This window comes from Pedobacter sp., assembly GCF_039594775.1.
Taxonomy (GTDB): Bacteria; Bacteroidota; Bacteroidia; order Sphingobacteriales; family Sphingobacteriaceae; genus Pedobacter.
The window spans coordinates 51,634-68,865 of sequence record NZ_JBCNMT010000003.1 but is presented as its reverse complement, the minus strand read 5'-3'; the positions used below and the strand labels follow the sequence as shown (position 1 = coordinate 68,865).

Here is a 17,232-nt window from a genome sequence, read left to right as displayed (position 1 = left end):
AACACTAGCAACTAACCACTAGTCCCTAAAAATGAAAATTTCGGTTAGAGAAGAAGAAATCATATTAGATAAAGAAAGAGCCATCTATCTGCCTAAAGAGCAATTATTAACCATTAGCGATTTACACTTGGGCAAGGCTGCTCATTTTCGGAAAGCTGGTTTGGCTGTTCCCAATAGTGTGTCACAAAATGATTTAAACAGACTGGCGAAACTAATAGAAAGATATCATCCAAAGCAATTACTCATCAACGGAGATATGTTCCATAGCAACTATAATTCAGAAATTGATGAATTCGCAAAATGGAAAGAGGAGTTCATAGAAATCGAATTTATATTAGTGAAGGGAAATCACGATAAGCAGGCAAAAGAGGTATATAAAAACTTAGCTATTGAAGTTTACGAGCCCAATTATCAAACTGATAAATTCTGCTTTATTCATGACATGGCACATTGCAAGTCAAATTTATATGACATTAGCGGGCACATTCACCCTGGAGTTAGCATATACAATAAAGTAAAACAGCGTTTAAAGTTTCCTTGCTTTTATTTTGGAGAAAATGACGCCATACTCCCCGCCTTTAGCAACTTTACAGGCTTACAGCTTATAAAAGCTAAAGAAAACGATTTAGTATTTGCCATTACACCAACCAAAATAGTAAAAGTGTAATATATTGTATTAAGCGTGCATCTCAATTAACTGTTTTAATTGGGGAGCGGGAACTGCTCCACTTTGTCGCCAAATAGCTTTTCCTTTTTTAAACAAAATAAAAGTAGGAACACCTTGTACATTAAATGCACTGGCAGCAGCTTGGTTTTTATCTACATCAACCTTAATAATAGCTGCTTTATCTCCTATTTGACTTTTCAGTTGGGTTAATATTGGTCCCATTGCTTTACATGGGGCACACCATTCTGCAAAAAAATCGACCAACACAGGCCTATCACCATTAATTAAATCAGAAAATTTAGACATAATATTATTTCTTTATAAGATGAACAAGAGTAAAAAAGAATGGTTTTGAAACTTTAACATTATTAGACTTTTCGTCATTGCGAGTTTAGGAAGCAATCTTACGATGCCAGTACTTTAGAAAATTGCTAACAGATGCTGAAATAAATTTACAAGTAGCTTTTCGCTTCGCTGCAGGTCAGCATGACGAATGTGATTATTCTGTAATCTAATAATAGATTACTTCGTCGTTCCTCCTCGCAATGACGGGAACGTATATAAAAAAAGGGAGCAATTTTCATCGCTCCCTTTTCTTGATATCTTAGTATCTTATTTTACCGCATCAATAACAGCTTTAAAAGCTTCTTTATTGTTCATGGCTAAGTCAGCTAAAACTTTACGGTTTAAACCGATGTTTTTTGCAGCTAATTTACCAATCAATTGCGAATAAGAAATACCGTGCTCACGAGCACCAGCATTAATACGTTGAATCCATAATGCACGGAATTCTCTTTTCTTAGCTTTACGGTCACGGTATGCATATTGCAAACCTTTTTCTACCGTGTTTTTAGCAATGGTAAAAACCTTGCTTCTTGAGCCCCAATAGCCTTTGGCCATGTTTAGGACTTTTTTTCTTCTGCGTCTTGCAGCTACTACGTTTACCGAACGAGGCATAATGTGTTGTGTTTTTGATAAGCGGCGCTGTGTATTTCAACAAACTTACTACCGTTCACCTGGTTAAAAATTAATTACTTACCGATGCAAAGCATACGTTTAACGTTGCCCATATCTGCATCGTTTACCAAACTAGTGTTGGTTAAGTTACGCTTACGTTTAGTACTTTTCTTAGTCAAGATGTGACTTTTGTAGGCGTTCTTTCTTGCAATTTTACCTGTTCCAGTAAGCGAAAAACGCTTTTTAGCACTGGAATTGGTTTTCATTTTTGGCATAACCTGATTTTGTTTATATAATTTATTACTTCTTTGCTGTTGCTTTTGGAGCTACGGTTAAAAACATACGTTTACCCTCCAATTTTGGCAATAACTCAACCTTACCTACTTCTTCCAGTGCTTGTGCAAACTTAAGCAACAAGATTTCTCCTTGCTCTTTGTAGACAATAGCTCTTCCTTTAAAGTGTACGTAAGCTCTCACTTTTTCGCCTGCTTCTAAAAAGCTAATCGCATGTTTTAACTTGAATTGGAAATCGTGATCAGAAGTATTAGGTCCGAAACGAATTTCCTTGATAACGGTTTGCTTAGCATTGGCTTTGATTTCCTTTTGCTTCTTCTTCTGCTCATACATGAACTTGCTGTAGTCCATGATACGGCAAACAGGAGGGTTTGCATTTGGAGAAATCTCCACCAAGTCAAGCTCTAGCTCATCGGCAATTGCCAATGCTTTTGACAAAGGATAAATTCCCTGCTCTACATTATCCCCAGCCAGCCTAACCTCTTGAGCGCGAATATGCTCGTTAATATTATGTTCTGCTTCTTTTTTCTTAAAAGGTGGACGTGGTCCCCTATTAAATCCTGGTCTTCCTAATGCCAAATGCTTTCCTTGTTAAACTGTTATTTCTTTGTTAATTAATGCACTAAATTCTGCTAAGGTCATGCTTCCTAAATCTCCCTCACCATGCTTCCGAACCGAAACCCTTCCTTCTTCCATCTCTTTTTCGCCTATAATAAGCATGTAAGGCAGTTTTTTAACCTCAGCGTCCCTGATTTTTCTTCCAATCTTTTCATCACGAAAGTCAATCAGACCGCGAATATCGGAATTATTTAATTCTTCTGAAACTTTTTTTGCATATTCTTCATACTTTTCTGAAATAGGAAGAATGATATATTGCTCTGGCGAAAGCCACAATGGGAAGTTCCCTCCGCAGTGCTCAATCAATACCGCCACGAAACGTTCCATCGATCCGAATGGTGCTCGGTGAATCATTACAGGACGATGTTTTTGATTATCACTACCTGTGTATTCTAGCTCAAAACGCTCTGGAAGATTATAATCAACCTGTATGGTGCCCAATTGCCATTTCCTGCCCAGCGCATCACGAACCATGAAATCTAATTTAGGTCCGTAAAAAGCTGCTTCACCATATTCTACAACGGTAGGCAAGCCTTTTTCCTCGGCCGCTTCAATAATCGCAGATTCGGCTAATTTCCAATTCTCATCAGAGCCAATGTATTTAGCCTTGTTCTCTGGGTCACGTAATGAAACCTGAGCTACATAGTTATCAAAACCTAAAGATTTAAAGACATAAAGCACGAGGTCGATTACTTTTTTAAATTCTTCTTTCACTTGATCTGGTCGACAGAACAAGTGCGCATCATCCTGAGTAAAGCCACGTACACGGGTTAAACCATGTAACTCTCCACTTTGCTCGTAACGATATACGGTACCAAATTCGGCAAAACGAACTGGCAAATCCTTATAAGAACGAGGTTTGAATTTATACAACTCACAGTGATGAGGGCAATTCATTGGTTTTAGGAAAAACTCCTCCCCTTCTTGGGGTGTTTTAATCGGCTGGAAACTATCTTTTCCGTATTTTTCATAGTGACCAGAAGTAATGTATAAATTCTTATGGCCAATATGAGGCGTAATTACCTGCTCGTACCCCGATTTTTGTTGCGCTTTAGTTAAAAATTGAACTAAACGTTCACGCAAAGCAGTACCTTTTGGTAACCACATTGGTAAACCCATCCCCACTTTTTCTGAGAAGGTAAACAATTCCAATTCCTTGCCTAATTTACGGTGGTCACGCTTTTTGGCCTCTTCAATCATGTGAAGATATTCAGTCAATTCACTCGCTTTAGGGAAAGTAACACCATAAATACGGGTCAATTGCTTTTTGGTTTCATCACCTCTCCAGTAAGCACCAGCCACATTCATCAGCTTAATCGCTTTGATGAAGCTAGTATTTGGGATGTGTGGGCCACGGCATAAATCTGTAAAGTTACCTTGGGTATAGAAAGTGATTTTTCCGTCTTCCAAACCGTCGATTAAGTCCAATTTGTATTCGTCACCTTTTTCGGTAAAATACTCGATAGCATCAGCTTTGCTTACACTTTTACGTTCAAAAACTTCCTTTTGCTTGGCCAATTCCAGCATTTTATCTTCAATCTGCTTGAAATCATCAGAAGAGAACTCCCTATCGCCAAAATCTACATCGTAGTAAAAGCCAGTTTCGATGGCTGGACCAATACCGAATTTTGTACCTGGATAAAGTGCCTCTAAGGCTTCGGCCATTAAGTGCGCTGAGGAATGCCAAAAAGTCGATTTTCCTTCACTATCATTCCAAGTAAGCAATTTTACTGCAGAATCGGCTTCAATTGGGCGTGAACTGTCCCAAACTTCACCATTTACTTCTGCTGCTAAAACATTTCGTGCTAAACCTTCTGAGATTGAGAGTGCAATTTGATGGGCATTTGTACCCTTTTCATACTGACGGACAGAACCATCAGGTAATGTAATGTTAATCATCTACAACTATGATTTAAAGTTTAAAAAAATTGTTTTGCAAAATCACCTACGTGTGTGATTTTATTTTGTGCAAAGATAGGGTTTTTAGATTGGATTTCATGCCCAAGTTGTATTTATTAGCACTTACAAAACTGATGCTGAAATAAATTCAGCATGACGGAGCGCCAATTATACGTCACCCTGAATTTATTTCAGGGTCGGCCAAACCAGTATCCTGAGATTGCTTCGTACCTCGCAATAACGTGGTGTATATACAAACAAAAAATGTCCCGACGATAGCCGAGACATTCAGAAAAAATATAAAATGGAATTTCTTAATTAATTACCGCTCTTGTTTGGCCTCCTTGACCACGGTTATTGTTATTTCTAAATCTAGCCATCATTGCTTCCATTTTGGCTTGATATTGCTCTGGCGTAATAGCCACTGCTTTTTTAGGAGCAGTTACATCCTTATTGCTTACACCTCTGTATTCGATACTTTTTGCAGTAGTACCACCTCCTTTAATTTCGATGGCCAAAACAGCACCTTCTGTCCATAGGTTTGGCATTGGAGAAAAGTTGAAACCTAAATCGTTGGTATACCATAGAACTGTTTCTTCCACCACATCTTTCTCCATGTCCAACACTTTTGCTTTACGAGTAGTTCTAATGATTACTTTTTTGCAATCAAGGTTTACAATTTTCTTAGTTTCCTCAGTCTTGATTACCTCAACTGTTGGTGGAACATTTAAAAATTGTACCGCACTGTTATTTTGGTTGTTATTTCTTCCCGCATTACCATTCATTGGGTTGTTTGCCGCTACTGCAAGTTTGGTAGGCATTACATAAGTAGTATCCATCATATCAAAAACTTCCACTACTTTTTGGTCAGCAAAAGTGTAATAATATTCTCTATTACCACCACCGCCAAAACCACCAAATCTAAAACCACCTGATCTACCACCGCCACCGCTGTTACTATCTTCTGTTTCTGTTACAGGCATATAACTAGCATTTGTAGCATTGTAAAGCAATTCGTAATTGGCTTTGATAGATTTTGGCATACGGGCTTTCATTTCCTCAGGGATTTGTCTACCACTAGCTTCTGCCGCTGCAACTGGGTCAATCACACTCTCAAATTGGATGGCACCAGATTTCTTTTGTGCTTGTGCATTTAACGTAAAAGCTAAAAGGCCTAAAAAGGCGATAAATATTTTTTTCATGATTTGGTTATCTCAATATAATTGAAAAACAAAAGTAAATCACTTTAGAGTAAAGCGATGTTAAAAAAGGTTAATTTCTTTCGATTATAACCAGAGTTTTACAAAAGATGGAAGCAATTAGTATTCAGTGCTTTCTAACCAGCCATTTGCCAATACATCTGCAAGGTGCATGGTTTTGATAGAAAGGTTATTTTTCTGGATATAGCCATCCAAATGCATCAAACAAGAAAGGTCTGTAGAAATGATATAATCAGCGTCCATTGCTAAAGCATTATTCACTTTTTGCTCTGCCATGGCCGAAGAGATGGCATCAAATTTTACGGCGAAAGTACCACCAAAGCCACAGCACATGTCGGTATCTTTCATTTCCAACATCTCCAAACCAATTACCTTCGATAAAAGTCGACGAGGTTCAGTCTTGATTTTACACTCTCTTAGCCCACTGCACGAATCGTGATAAACGGCTTTTCCTTCAAGCTCGGCACCAAAGTAATCTTTCTTAAGTACATTGATGAGAAAATCAGAAAGTTCGAAAATATTAGACTGTAAGCTTCTGCATTTATTGTGAACCATAGTATTGGTAAACAAATCATTATAACCTGTTTTTACCATACCTACACAGGAAGCTGATGGAGCTACGATATATTCTGTGTCCGAAAAATCAGCTAGAAATTTTGTGCCTATCTCTTTTGCCTGTTCCCAGTACCCTGCGTTGTATGCGGGCTGCCCACAGCAAGTCTGCTTTGAATTATAAGACACTTCACACCCAGCCTTTTCAAGGATTTTAATGGTATTGAATGCCGTTTCCGGATATAATTGGTCTACAAAACAAGGGATAAACAGTTCTATCTTCATGCTATTCTTCGATCTCCACTTTTAATCCACAACCACTGCTTTGGGCTGTACTTTTTTGAGAAGCAGCAAAAATACTAAACCTAAAACAAAAAACAGGGCCAATGCGATTACAGAATTACGCATACTTCCACTTAGCACTTCGATATAACCGAAGCTGAACATCCCAAAAACCAACGCAACTTTCTCTGTTACATCGTAAAAGCTAAAAAAAGAGGTGTGATCTGGACTATGTTGCGGAAGAAATTTAGAATACGTAGAACGTGATAAAGATTGAATACCTCCCATAATTAAACCAATTACTGCGGCTAATGCATAAAATTGATACTCGGTATGGATAAAGTAAGCTGCAACACAACACCCTACCCAAATTACCACTACACCTATCAATACATTTACATTGCCAAATTTTTTGGAAGAAAGATACGACATTAACATGGCTCCTGGAATGGCTACCAATTGCAAAATCAAAATGGTTGCTATGAGCTTCGAAGTAGGCAAATGCAATATTTTCTCTCCAAAAAGTGCTGCCACCAACATTACCGTTTGTACACCCATAGAGTAGAAAAAGAACGCAAACAAAAATCGTTTTAAGTATTTCATTTGCTTTACCTGTTTCCAGACCTTGTTTAGCTCCTGAAAGCCGCTGGTCATGATATTCTTCTTTTCAGCTTTGTAATCAGGACTTCCTTTTGGCAAGTTTTTAAATGGAATTTGCGCAAATCCTATCCACCAAATCCCTACTAGCAAGAAAGATAAACGTGCTGGAATGGATGCATCTATAATGCCAAACCATTCGGGCTTAAACACAAATACAAAGCAAATAATCTGTAAAATGATACTGCCAATATAACCATACATATAGCCCTTGGCACTCACATCATCCTGTTTTTCTACCGTTGCGATTTCGGGCAAATAAGAATTATAGAACACTAAACTCCCCCAAAAACCAATAGCAGCCAACACAAACATGATGATACTGAAATTTAGGGTATCGACTCCTTTTTCTGCGTTAATTTCGAAGAAAAAAAGTGCACTACAAGCGATGGCGCCAATGTAAGTGAACATCTTCATGAAAATTTTCTTATTACCACGGGTATCGGCTATGGACGACAATATGGGCGACAGCAAAGCAATCACTAAAAAAGCAAAAGCCATGGCATAACTATACAATGCCGAATTGACGATTTTATAGCCAAAGAAATAAACATAATCGATGGTATAATCGTCCTTATCGGAAGTGATTGCCGTATAATAAGCTGGAAATATGGTGGAAGTGATTACAAGATTATAAGCTGAATTGGCCCAGTCAAAAAAGGCCCAAGACCGGATTGTTTTTTTGTCGTTTTTAGTTTGCATTGTAGTTTGAATGGTAGCGGCTAAGATAGGAAAATTGGTTAATTGGTTAATTGGTTAATTGGTTAATTGGTTAATTGGCTATTGAAAATCTATAAATAATACTTCTTTCCGTCGGTTTTAATTTTACCAGCGTCCAAAAGTTCCCTAATTCGTTCTATTTTATCATTATCGGTACCTGTTTGAATACTTTTCACCAATTCATCCAAGTCGAGATGCTGGCCTTGTAATACTGTACAAATTTCAAAATCAATGGTATCATTATAGGCGGCGAGGTCTTCCTGCTTTTTCTCCGCTAAGCAAACATCACAAACGCCACATTTTTCGGCACCGTTCTCTCCAAAATAAGTCAACAGTTGAATGCTCCTACAAATGGAATTGGAGGCATATGCCAACACAGCTTCAATCTGCGTGCTTTGTATTTGCTTACGAAGCTGGATAAATTTAGCATCTACATCTAAATGCAACATATCCAAACGTGGCGTTACAAACTGTAATTGCGGTTGATCGGTTTGTGGCAAATAGGAAATCACCTGATACTCCTGTAACTTCTTCAAATAAGTAATCACATCGTTGTACGAAATCCTCAATCTATTGGACAAATCGCTCTCGCTAATTTTCACATAACCATCAAATGCACCGCCGTAGGAACGCTGTATTGTTTTAACAATGGGGTCAAAAACAGCATTTTCAATCTGGAATCGATAAATATCTTCATGTCCTACTGCAAACATCAACCTTGATGGGATAAAAATATTCTCTGACAAAACCAGATAGCCATCTCTTTCTAAAAATTTCAATGCGGCCATGGTTTTAATCACGCCAATACCAAAGCGCTTACAAAACGCAGCGAGGTCGAAATCAAAGTTTAGTCCTTGCCCTGCTCCGTAAGCCAATTGATAGAAATTGCCAAGATAGTGGTACACTTTTTTAATTTCATCGACCGAAGGAAAACTGTCTGCATACCTTGCTTCTAGTATCATTTGGTCAGCTTTGTTGGTAAGCAACACTGCAAACGCTCTTTTTTCGTCCCTGCCTGCCCTACCAGCTTCTTGATAATAGGCTTCCAAGCTTTCGGGTAAATCTAGATGAATAACGAAACGCACATTAGGTTTATCGATTCCCATTCCAAAAGCATTGGTAGCCACCATCACCCTAATTTTATCCTGTTTCCAATCCTCTTGCTTCTGAAATCTCGTATCCTTTTCCAAGCCAGCATGGTAAAAATCGGCAGAGATTTTATTTCGTTGAAGAAAATTTGCCACTTCGGCGGTTTCTCTTCTATTTCTTACATAAATTAAGCCACAGCCTTTAACGTTTTTACAAATCTCTATCAGTTTTTTATGCTTATCATCTAAGTTAAAGACAACATAACTGAGGTTTTTCCGAGAGAAACTCTTCACAAAAACCTGAGCATCTTTTAGCTCCAATTTTTCAATGATATCTGTTCTTACTTCTGGCGTAGCGGTAGCCGTTAAGGCCAAAACAGGGGTATCGGGTAATATTTCCCTCAGTTCTTTAACCTTCAAATAAGGTGGCCGAAAGTCATAACCCCATTGCGAAATACAATGTGCTTCGTCGATAGCGATGAGGTTTACATTCATGTAGGAAATGCGCACACGTACCAGCTCAGATAGCAAGCGTTCTGGAGAGAGATACAAAAACTTGATGTTTCCGTAAATGCAGTTATCCAGCAGAATATCGATTTCACGTTTACCCATTCCCGCGTAAATGGCAATGGCTTCTATCCCTCTGGCTTTCAAGTTTTCTACTTGGTCTTTCATTAAAGCCACCAAAGGTGATACCACAATACAGATGCCCTCCTTCATCATCGCGGGCACTTGAAAACAAATTGACTTTCCCCCTCCTGTAGGTAGTAAGGCTAAAGTATCCTGTTTTTTAATAACTGATTGGATAATTTCTTCCTGCAACGGACGAAAGACATCAAAGCCCCAATATTTCTTTAAAATTTCTGTTGCAGTCATAGATTGGCAAACCCAAAACTATGAAACCATCATCGTTTTTCAAAAAAGAGATTTTGGCCGCAGATGCACAAATCTTAGCTCGCTAGTCGTATTAACAGGTTTCACACTACATTTTGGAAAATCTAAAGATATATTTCAACATCTAGTCATACCAAACTTCAACAGCTCATATAAACAAATCATTATCAACACTTTAAAATCATTATCAACAAATCAAAAAGACGATATCTGTGCATCTGTGGCAAGAAATAGCTAAATTGCGAAGATTAAATATTTGTTAGTACTAAATAAGAATGAGGAAGTATTTATTAGCATCAGCATTATTATGCGCCTTGGGTTCAACATATGCCCAAGAGAAAAAAGAAACACCGAAATGGGACGTTGAAAAATACAAAGGTCCTACCAAAAATTTCAGCATTACCACCAACGAAGGCACTTGGATGAACCTTGACATAAGTCCAGATGGTAAGGAAATCGTGTTCGACCTACTGGGCGATATTTACGTGATGCCTATTACAGGTGGTACGGCCAAACTTTTAAGTGGTGGGATTGCTTATGAAGTACAACCTCGTTTTAGTCCAAATGGCAAATATATTTCGTTTACGAGCGATAGAAACGGTGCCGACAATATCTGGATCATGGATAGGCAGGGTGGCAATAAAAAACAAATCACCAAAGAATCTTTTAGGCTATTGAACAATGCCACTTGGATGCCAAATAGCGATTATATCATTGCTCGTAAGCATTTTACGGCCTCGCGTTCATTAGGTGCGGGCGAAATGTGGATGTACAGCATTTATGGTGGCGACGGCGTACAGCTTACCAAACGCAAAAACGACCAGCAGGATGCTGGCGAACCTAATGTATCGCCAGATGGCAAATACCTTTATTTTAGCGAAGATGTTTCTCCCGGACCATTTTTTCAATACAGCAAAGACCCAAATGGCTTGATTTATGCCATCCGTCAATTAGATTTAACCACTGGAAAACTAAGCAATCTAATTGCCGACCAAGGCGGTTCTGTAAGACCTCAGGTATCACCTGATGGCAAATTTTTGGCTTATGTAAAACGAGTAAGATTAAAATCGGTGCTTTACATCCAAAACCTGAAAACAGGAGAAGAATATCCGATCTACGACGATCTAACGAAAGATCAACAAGAAACCTGGGCCATTTTTGGGGTTTATCCAAATTTTGCATGGACTCCCGATGCGAAGAAAATCATTTTCTATGCCAAAGGAAAAATAAAGCAGGTTGAACTTAGTAATTTGTACGTAAGCGATATTCCATTTGAGGTAACGACCAACCAAACGGTTCAGGAGGCTTTACATTTCGACCAACAAGTGTACACTAATGAGTTTACCGCCAAAATGATCAGGCAACTGGCCACTTCGCCCGATGGCAAAACCGTTGTATTTAATGCCGCTGGTTACTTATATAAAAAGGAATTACCCAACGGAGCACCAGAAAGACTAACCAATGGCTTAGACTTTGAGTTTGAGCCTAAATTTAGTCCTGATGGGAAATTTGTAGTTTATACGACTTGGAGCGACGAATTTAAAGGAGCCGTTAAACGCACCGATTTAAAAACAGGAAAAACCATTAGCTTAACCGACGAAAAAGGCTATTACTACTCTCCTAGCTATTCCAACAAAGGCGATAAAATTATTTTCAGAAAAGGAGTTGGCAATGAAGTTCTGGGCTTAACCTATGGTAAAAACAATGGCATTTTTGTAATACCTGCCAATGGCGGAACTAAAACTTTGGTATTAGATAATGGCATTAAACCTCAATTTAATGCCGATGATACCCGTATTTTCTATCAAAGTTATGAAGCTGGTAAAAAAGCCTTTAAAAGCGTGGATTTAAATGGCGGTAACGAACGCACCCATTATACCTCTCAATACGCTACGCAATTTTGCCCAAGTCCAGATGGGAAATGGATGGCTTTTACCGAGCTGTTTAACGCCTACATTACACCAATGGTTACCGCTGGAACTGCTTTAGACCTTTCTGCGGGCAATAAATCCATTCCTTTGGCTAGGGTAACCAAAGATGCCGGAACCTATTTACATTGGAGTGCCGACAGCAAAAAACTGCTTTGGACTTTGGGTGAAAAATACTACAACAGAGAAATCAAGAATACCTTTTCATTTATTGAAGGTGCTCCACAAGTATTACCAGAGCCAGATACTGTTGGGCTTTCTATCGGCCTGAAATTAAAAACTGATGCCCCAACTGGATTAGTGGCCTTAAAAGGTGCCAGAATCATCTCTATGAAAGGTGACCAAGTGATTGAAGAGGGAACTATTTTAATAGAGAATAATAAAATTAAGGCGATTGGTAAAGTAGATGAAGTGCCTATCCCAGCCGATATTAAAGTGCTTGATGTGACAGGTAAAACCATTATGCCAGGTATTGTGGATGTTCACGCTCACTTGAGAACAAGTCCAGATGGCATTAGTCCGCAACAGGATTGGTCTTACTTGGCTAATTTGAGTTTCGGGGTAACTACTTCGCACGACCCATCGAGCAACACAGAAATGGTGTTCAGCCAAAGCGAAATGCTGAAAGCAGGAAGAATGGTTGGACCAAGGGTTTATTCCACAGGTTCTATCCTTTATGGCGCGGATGGTGATTTTAAGGTAACCATTAATAGTTTGGATGATGCTTTATCACACTTGCGCAGATTGAAAGCCGTAGGTGCATTCTCGGTAAAATCTTATAATCAACCACGTAGAGACCAGCGTCAGCAAATTTTAGAAGCTGCCCGCCAGTTAAAAATGGAAGTGGTGCCAGAAGGCGGTTCAACGTTTTTTCACAACATGACCCAAGTGGCTGATGGCCATACAGGCATTGAACACAGTATTCCAGTAGCCCCTGCTTATAAAGATGTGGTGAGCTTTTGGAATAATACCAATGTGGCCTACACGCCTACTTTAATTGTGGCTTATGGTGGCCAGTGGGGCGAAAATTACTGGTATGACCGCACCAATGTTTGGGAAAACGAACGTTTATTGAATTTTACGCCAAGGGCAATTATTGACTCTCGTGCTCGCCGTAGGACCACTTCGGAATATGGCGATTATGGACATATCGAAGTGGCAAAAGCAACCAAACAAATTGCAGATGGTGGTACCAAAGTGAATTTGGGTGCCCACGGACAAATTCAAGGCTTAGGTGCCCATTGGGAGCTTTGGATGTTGGTACAAGGTGGAATGGCCCCATTAAAAGCCATCCAATGTGCTACGCTTAATGGTGCCGAATATTTAGGGATGGGCAAGGAATTAGGTTCTCTAGAGCCTGGTAAGCTTGCTGATTTAATCATCATGGAAGATAATCCTTTGGATGACATCAGAAATTCGGAGAAGATTAAATATGTGATGATTAATGGCCGTATTTATGACAGCATGACCATGAACGAAACCATCAGCAGAGAAAAAATGCGTCCAAAATTGTGGTTTGAAATGGATAAAGGGGTAGCTTTCTCTTTACCTTATAAAACTGCTGAAACTTGGACATTTACGGTTCCAAACTGTGATTAGAAATTAGCATTGTCCGTCATTTCGACGAAGCATGAGGAGAACCGAAGCTCTACGAAGTAAAATCTAGCAAATAGTTAGATTTCTCACGATGTTCGAAATGACAGGCTAAATTTGACTGCTTAAAAACCTCGATAAATGACATCTAGAATTACACTTCTCCTCTTTTTAATGTCTTTAGTTGTATCTCTGTCCTCTTGTCAGGAAAAGTCAAACAACACTAAAGTTCCATTAAAAAACAAAAAAATAGAGAAGCCCAAATCTGTAGCGAGTAAAAAGCAAAGCCACAAGCAAAATCTGGATAGTTTAAAACTTGATAGCGTTTTAAAAGAAGCCATTAATACGGTCAAGCCAAAACTGCAGTTAAAATCGTTTTTCAGAAAATATGAGGCATTATTAGATGATAGTACAAGTATCGGAGTCGAAATAAAGCTCGGGCACCTATTTTCTAATAAAAATAAGCATGTGATGATTTGTAGGACTAATTACGAGTATATGCTTTTCGATATCTATAAAATAGTAGATAATAAAATAGAAAATGTTATAAAATTCCACAATTCAAGAAGTCCAGATTTTGCAAATCACAGTGTTCAAGATGTTAATGGAGACGGATACAAAGATTTTGTAGTTCATTGGTATCCAAGTTCTGGTTGTTGTAGAAGAAATATTTACGACGTCTATCTAAGCATTAATGGTACTGGTAGCTTCACCAATCAATATGAATTTATCAACCCAACCTTTTCTACAAAGGAAAAAGTAATTAGAGGGGTTTTATATGGACATCCAGGTGAAGTTGGGCTTTATAAGTACAAATGGAACAATTTAAAAGTTGATACCATAGAGTTTATCTATCCAGACCAATCCGACACCACAAAGCGCCATTATATCAAAACCTATAAAAGACTTTATTCATCTAAAAACGTAAAAAAAGAAAAGTTAAAATTTTTACCAAAGGAATATAGGAATATAGAAAGCTTTGAGTGGTTTAATGATTATTAAATTGAAATTCTAAATAGTACTAGATCTACTCCGTAGCTGCTTCGCGGTCTCAATATGTTCGAAATGACGGGTTATTCTAAATATTTTGCGCTATCACATAGCCAGAGGCCCAAGCCCATTGCAAATTATACCCACCCAGCCAACCCGTAACATCTACACATTCGCCACCAAAAAAGCAACCAGCAAGTTTTTTGCTTTCTAAGGTTTTAGAGGATAGTTCGTTGGCATCAATGCCTCCACGCATTACTTCTGCTTTGTCGTAGCCTTTATCACCTGCAGGTTTTACCCTAAAATAATGAATGGTTTGCTCTAAAGTTTCCATTTCTGCCCTGGTTAAATCGGCAATGGTTTTACTTAAGGATATAAATTTGCCTAACGCATCTGTAAATTTCTTGGCATAGAACCTATTTAACAAAGTTGATAATTGGATGCGTCCATTATGTTGACGTTCGGCACTTAAAACTTCTAAAATATTATCGTTAGGAAGCAGATCAATATTTATTTCCTGTCCCCTACGCCAATAGCTCGAAATTTGCAAGATGGCTGGACCACTTAAGCCCCAATGTGTAAACAAGATATTTTCCTCAAAGCTGGCTTCCTCATTACTCACCCTACAAAATACCGAGTTTCCAGATAATTGGGCAAACCAAGCTTCATCTTTTCCCGTAATGGTTAAGGGCACCAAAGCTGGGGCCGTTTCTACAATATTTAAAGCATGTTTTCTGGCAAATTTCAAAGCAAAATCCGTAGCTCCCATTTTCGGGATAGGCAAACCGCCTGTAGCAATCACTAGTTTGGGTGCCGTAATGGTTTTCTCCTTATGGTTCTTTTGGTAAGTCACCTGATATTCACCGTCGTTATTGTTAATGGAGGTCACCTCTGCATTGCATAAAATTTGTTGTTCCATTTCTTCGCAAAGCGAGGTAAACACATTTACCACATCTTTGGCATTTTTACCTTCTGGAAAAAGTTGCCCCAAAGTTTTCTCGGCACCGTAAATGCCATAGGTTTCGAAAAACCTGATGGAATCTTCTACAGTCCATTGCTTGAAGGCCGATTTTACAAAATGCTCATTGGCAGAGATAAATTGTTCATGCGTAGCCCCAATATTGGTATAATTGCAACGGCCACCACCCGAAATTAAAATTTTAGCCCCTGGCTTATCGTTCTTTTCGAGCACAATTACTTTCTTTCCCAAAAAGCCTGCTTGCACCGCACACATTAATCCGCAAGCACCAGCACCAATAATTATTGCATCGTAAGCCATTTATGAAGTATCAAGTTAAAAGGCAAAAGTAAAAAATGAGCAGGGATTATTGTTTAATTCTTTGCGTTATTAGCGGCTATATTTTTTACCACAAAGATTTTTAGAAGTTTCACAAAGGGATGCAAAGAGAAGTGATTCGTTTTTCTCTTTGCGTTCTTCACGTTTCTTTATTTCTCTTTGCGGTTGTCTTTTGTTAAAATAGCCCTGATTGGAGTGGAAATACTTTTTTGCCTTTGGAAAAACCTCATAGGTTTAATTTGCATCATACTAGTAAACCTATGAGGTTTGGAGATGGCCACAAAAAGATTGAAACGGAAAGCAGGACTTTTGTGAAAAAGTAGCACCAATGTTGCGTTTCTAATGCCAATCTAATATGTAATTTGACCTAAGCATATACTTATTTTTGCTATTTTTGTGCAAATTCAAGCGATAAATAATGGCAAAACAGATTAGCGAGTTAAAACTAGGTATTTTAGGCGGCGGACAGTTGGGCAGGATGTTGATTCAAGAAGCAATTAACTACAATTTGACCACTTTAGTGCTCGACCCAGATGCTGATGCGCCATGTAAACACATCGCTAATTACTTCGAAAACGGTTCCATTACCGACTACGATACGGTTTATAATTTTGGTAAAAAGGCCGACATTATTACCATTGAAATTGAGAAGGTAAATGTGGAAGCCTTGGAGCAACTGGAAAAAGAAGGTAAAAAAGTCTACCCTCAATCGCGTGTCATCCGACTGATACAAGATAAAGGTATCCAAAAGCAGTTTTTTAAGGAAAACGACATTCCTACAGCACCGTTTATGTTGGTGAACTCTAAGGATGATTTGACCAATGGTAAATTTCAGTTCCCTTACATCTTAAAACTTCGTAAAGATGGTTATGATGGAAAAGGGGTAATGAAAATAAACGATGTCAACGATGTACAAAATGCTTTTAATGCTCCAACTTTAATTGAAGAATTGGTTCATTTTGAAAAGGAAATTGCAGTGATTGTGGCTCGTAATGCCAATGGAGATGTAAAAACTTTTCCAATGGTTGAAATGGAGTTTAATCCGGAAGCTAATTTGGTGGAGTTCTTGATTTCGCCTTCTACCTACCCTGAAAGTATACAGGAAAGGGCCGAAAAAATTGCCAGAGACATTGCCGCGGCATTAAATATCACGGGTATTTTAGCAGTAGAGATGTTTATTACCAAACATGGTGATATTTTGGTGAATGAATTAGCTCCTCGTCCGCATAATAGTGGCCACCAAACCATTGAAGGGAACTACGTTTCGCAGTTTGGACAACATTTAAGAGCTATTTTTAACTTGCCTTTGGGAGATACTCGTTCTATTTCGAATGCGATTATGGTAAACGTATTGGGCGAAAAAGGTCATAATGGCGTTGCTAAATACGATGGATTGGAGAAAATCTTGTCTATAGATGGAGTTTACGTGCATTTATATGGCAAAAAATACACCAAGCCTTTCCGTAAAATGGGCCACTTAACCATTATTGACCAAAACCGCGAAAAGGCTATTGAAAAAGCAAGGTTTGTACAGCAAACGTTGAAAGTAATCTCTTAGGAGTAAAGAACAAGGATC

At 38.5% G+C, this 17,232-nt stretch carries 14 protein-coding genes; 4 read left to right on the top strand and 10 right to left on the bottom strand.

The genetic code is table 11. The features are described from left to right. The first annotated feature begins 31 nt into the window (after positions 1–31). Positions 32–667, top strand: a complete 636-nt coding sequence (gene pdeM / locus ABDV71_RS09765; protein WP_343532263.1) for a ligase-associated DNA damage response endonuclease PdeM — start codon at positions 32–34, stop codon at positions 665–667. A gap of 9 nt (positions 668–676) precedes the next feature. On the opposite strand, the gene trxA is transcribed toward pdeM, so the two are convergent. From trxA to ABDV71_RS09720, 9 genes are all read right to left on the bottom strand, one after another. Then, positions 677–973 carry a thioredoxin gene (gene trxA / locus ABDV71_RS09760; RefSeq protein ID WP_343532262.1) on the bottom strand — a complete coding sequence of 99 codons (297 nt, stop codon included), beginning with the start codon at positions 971–973 and terminating at the stop codon, positions 677–679. Positions 974–1,279: 306 nt separating this feature from the next. Next, entirely contained in the window at positions 1,280–1,624 is a 345-nt protein-coding gene (gene rplT / locus ABDV71_RS09755; protein ID WP_113661241.1) for a 50S ribosomal protein L20, read from the bottom strand. Between the two features lie 74 nt (positions 1,625–1,698). Then, positions 1,699–1,899: a 50S ribosomal protein L35 gene (gene rpmI / locus ABDV71_RS09750; RefSeq protein ID WP_113645868.1), complete on the bottom strand. Its 201-nt coding sequence runs from the start codon at positions 1,897–1,899 to the stop codon at positions 1,699–1,701. Between the two features lie 25 nt (positions 1,900–1,924). Continuing rightward, on the bottom strand, positions 1,925–2,497 hold the full coding sequence (gene infC, locus ABDV71_RS09745) for a translation initiation factor IF-3 (protein WP_113661240.1): 573 nt from the start codon (positions 2,495–2,497) through the stop codon (positions 1,925–1,927). 12 nt (positions 2,498–2,509) lie between these two features. Next, positions 2,510–4,435, bottom strand: coding sequence for a threonine--tRNA ligase (gene thrS / locus ABDV71_RS09740; RefSeq protein ID WP_343532261.1), 1,926 nt, complete (start codon positions 4,433–4,435; stop codon positions 2,510–2,512). A 314-nt stretch (positions 4,436–4,749) separates the two neighbouring features. Beyond that, entirely contained in the window at positions 4,750–5,637 is an 888-nt protein-coding gene (locus tag ABDV71_RS09735; protein WP_343532260.1) for a hypothetical protein, read from the bottom strand. 117 nt (positions 5,638–5,754) lie between these two features. Continuing rightward, positions 5,755–6,492 carry a (Fe-S)-binding protein gene (locus ABDV71_RS09730; RefSeq protein ID WP_343532259.1) on the bottom strand — a complete coding sequence of 246 codons (738 nt, stop codon included), beginning with the start codon at positions 6,490–6,492 and terminating at the stop codon, positions 5,755–5,757. 21 nt (positions 6,493–6,513) lie between these two features. Further along, entirely contained in the window at positions 6,514–7,848 is a 1,335-nt protein-coding gene (locus ABDV71_RS09725; protein ID WP_343532258.1) for an MFS transporter, read from the bottom strand. A gap of 89 nt (positions 7,849–7,937) precedes the next feature. Then, positions 7,938–9,830: an ATP-dependent DNA helicase RecQ gene (locus tag ABDV71_RS09720; RefSeq protein ID WP_343532257.1), complete on the bottom strand. Its 1,893-nt coding sequence runs from the start codon at positions 9,828–9,830 to the stop codon at positions 7,938–7,940. A 293-nt stretch (positions 9,831–10,123) separates the two neighbouring features. On the opposite strand from ABDV71_RS09720, the gene ABDV71_RS09715 reads away from it, so the two are divergent. Both ABDV71_RS09715 and ABDV71_RS09710 read left to right on the top strand, forming a co-directional pair. Further along, positions 10,124–13,375: an amidohydrolase family protein gene (locus tag ABDV71_RS09715; protein WP_343532256.1), complete on the top strand. Its 3,252-nt coding sequence runs from the start codon at positions 10,124–10,126 to the stop codon at positions 13,373–13,375. 135 nt (positions 13,376–13,510) lie between these two features. Beyond that, positions 13,511–14,371: a hypothetical protein gene (locus tag ABDV71_RS09710; RefSeq protein WP_343532255.1), complete on the top strand. Its 861-nt coding sequence runs from the start codon at positions 13,511–13,513 to the stop codon at positions 14,369–14,371. 76 nt (positions 14,372–14,447) lie between these two features. Here the strand turns inward: ABDV71_RS09710 and ABDV71_RS09705 are convergent, their stop codons facing one another. Next, positions 14,448–15,638, bottom strand: coding sequence for an aminoacetone oxidase family FAD-binding enzyme (locus ABDV71_RS09705; protein ID WP_343532254.1), 1,191 nt, complete (start codon positions 15,636–15,638; stop codon positions 14,448–14,450). A 436-nt stretch (positions 15,639–16,074) separates the two neighbouring features. On the opposite strand from ABDV71_RS09705, the gene ABDV71_RS09700 reads away from it, so the two are divergent. Next, positions 16,075–17,214 (top strand): 5-(carboxyamino)imidazole ribonucleotide synthase, encoded by a 1,140-nt coding sequence (locus tag ABDV71_RS09700; protein WP_343532253.1) that lies wholly within the window; start codon positions 16,075–16,077, stop codon positions 17,212–17,214. Positions 17,215–17,232 lie beyond the last annotated feature (18 nt).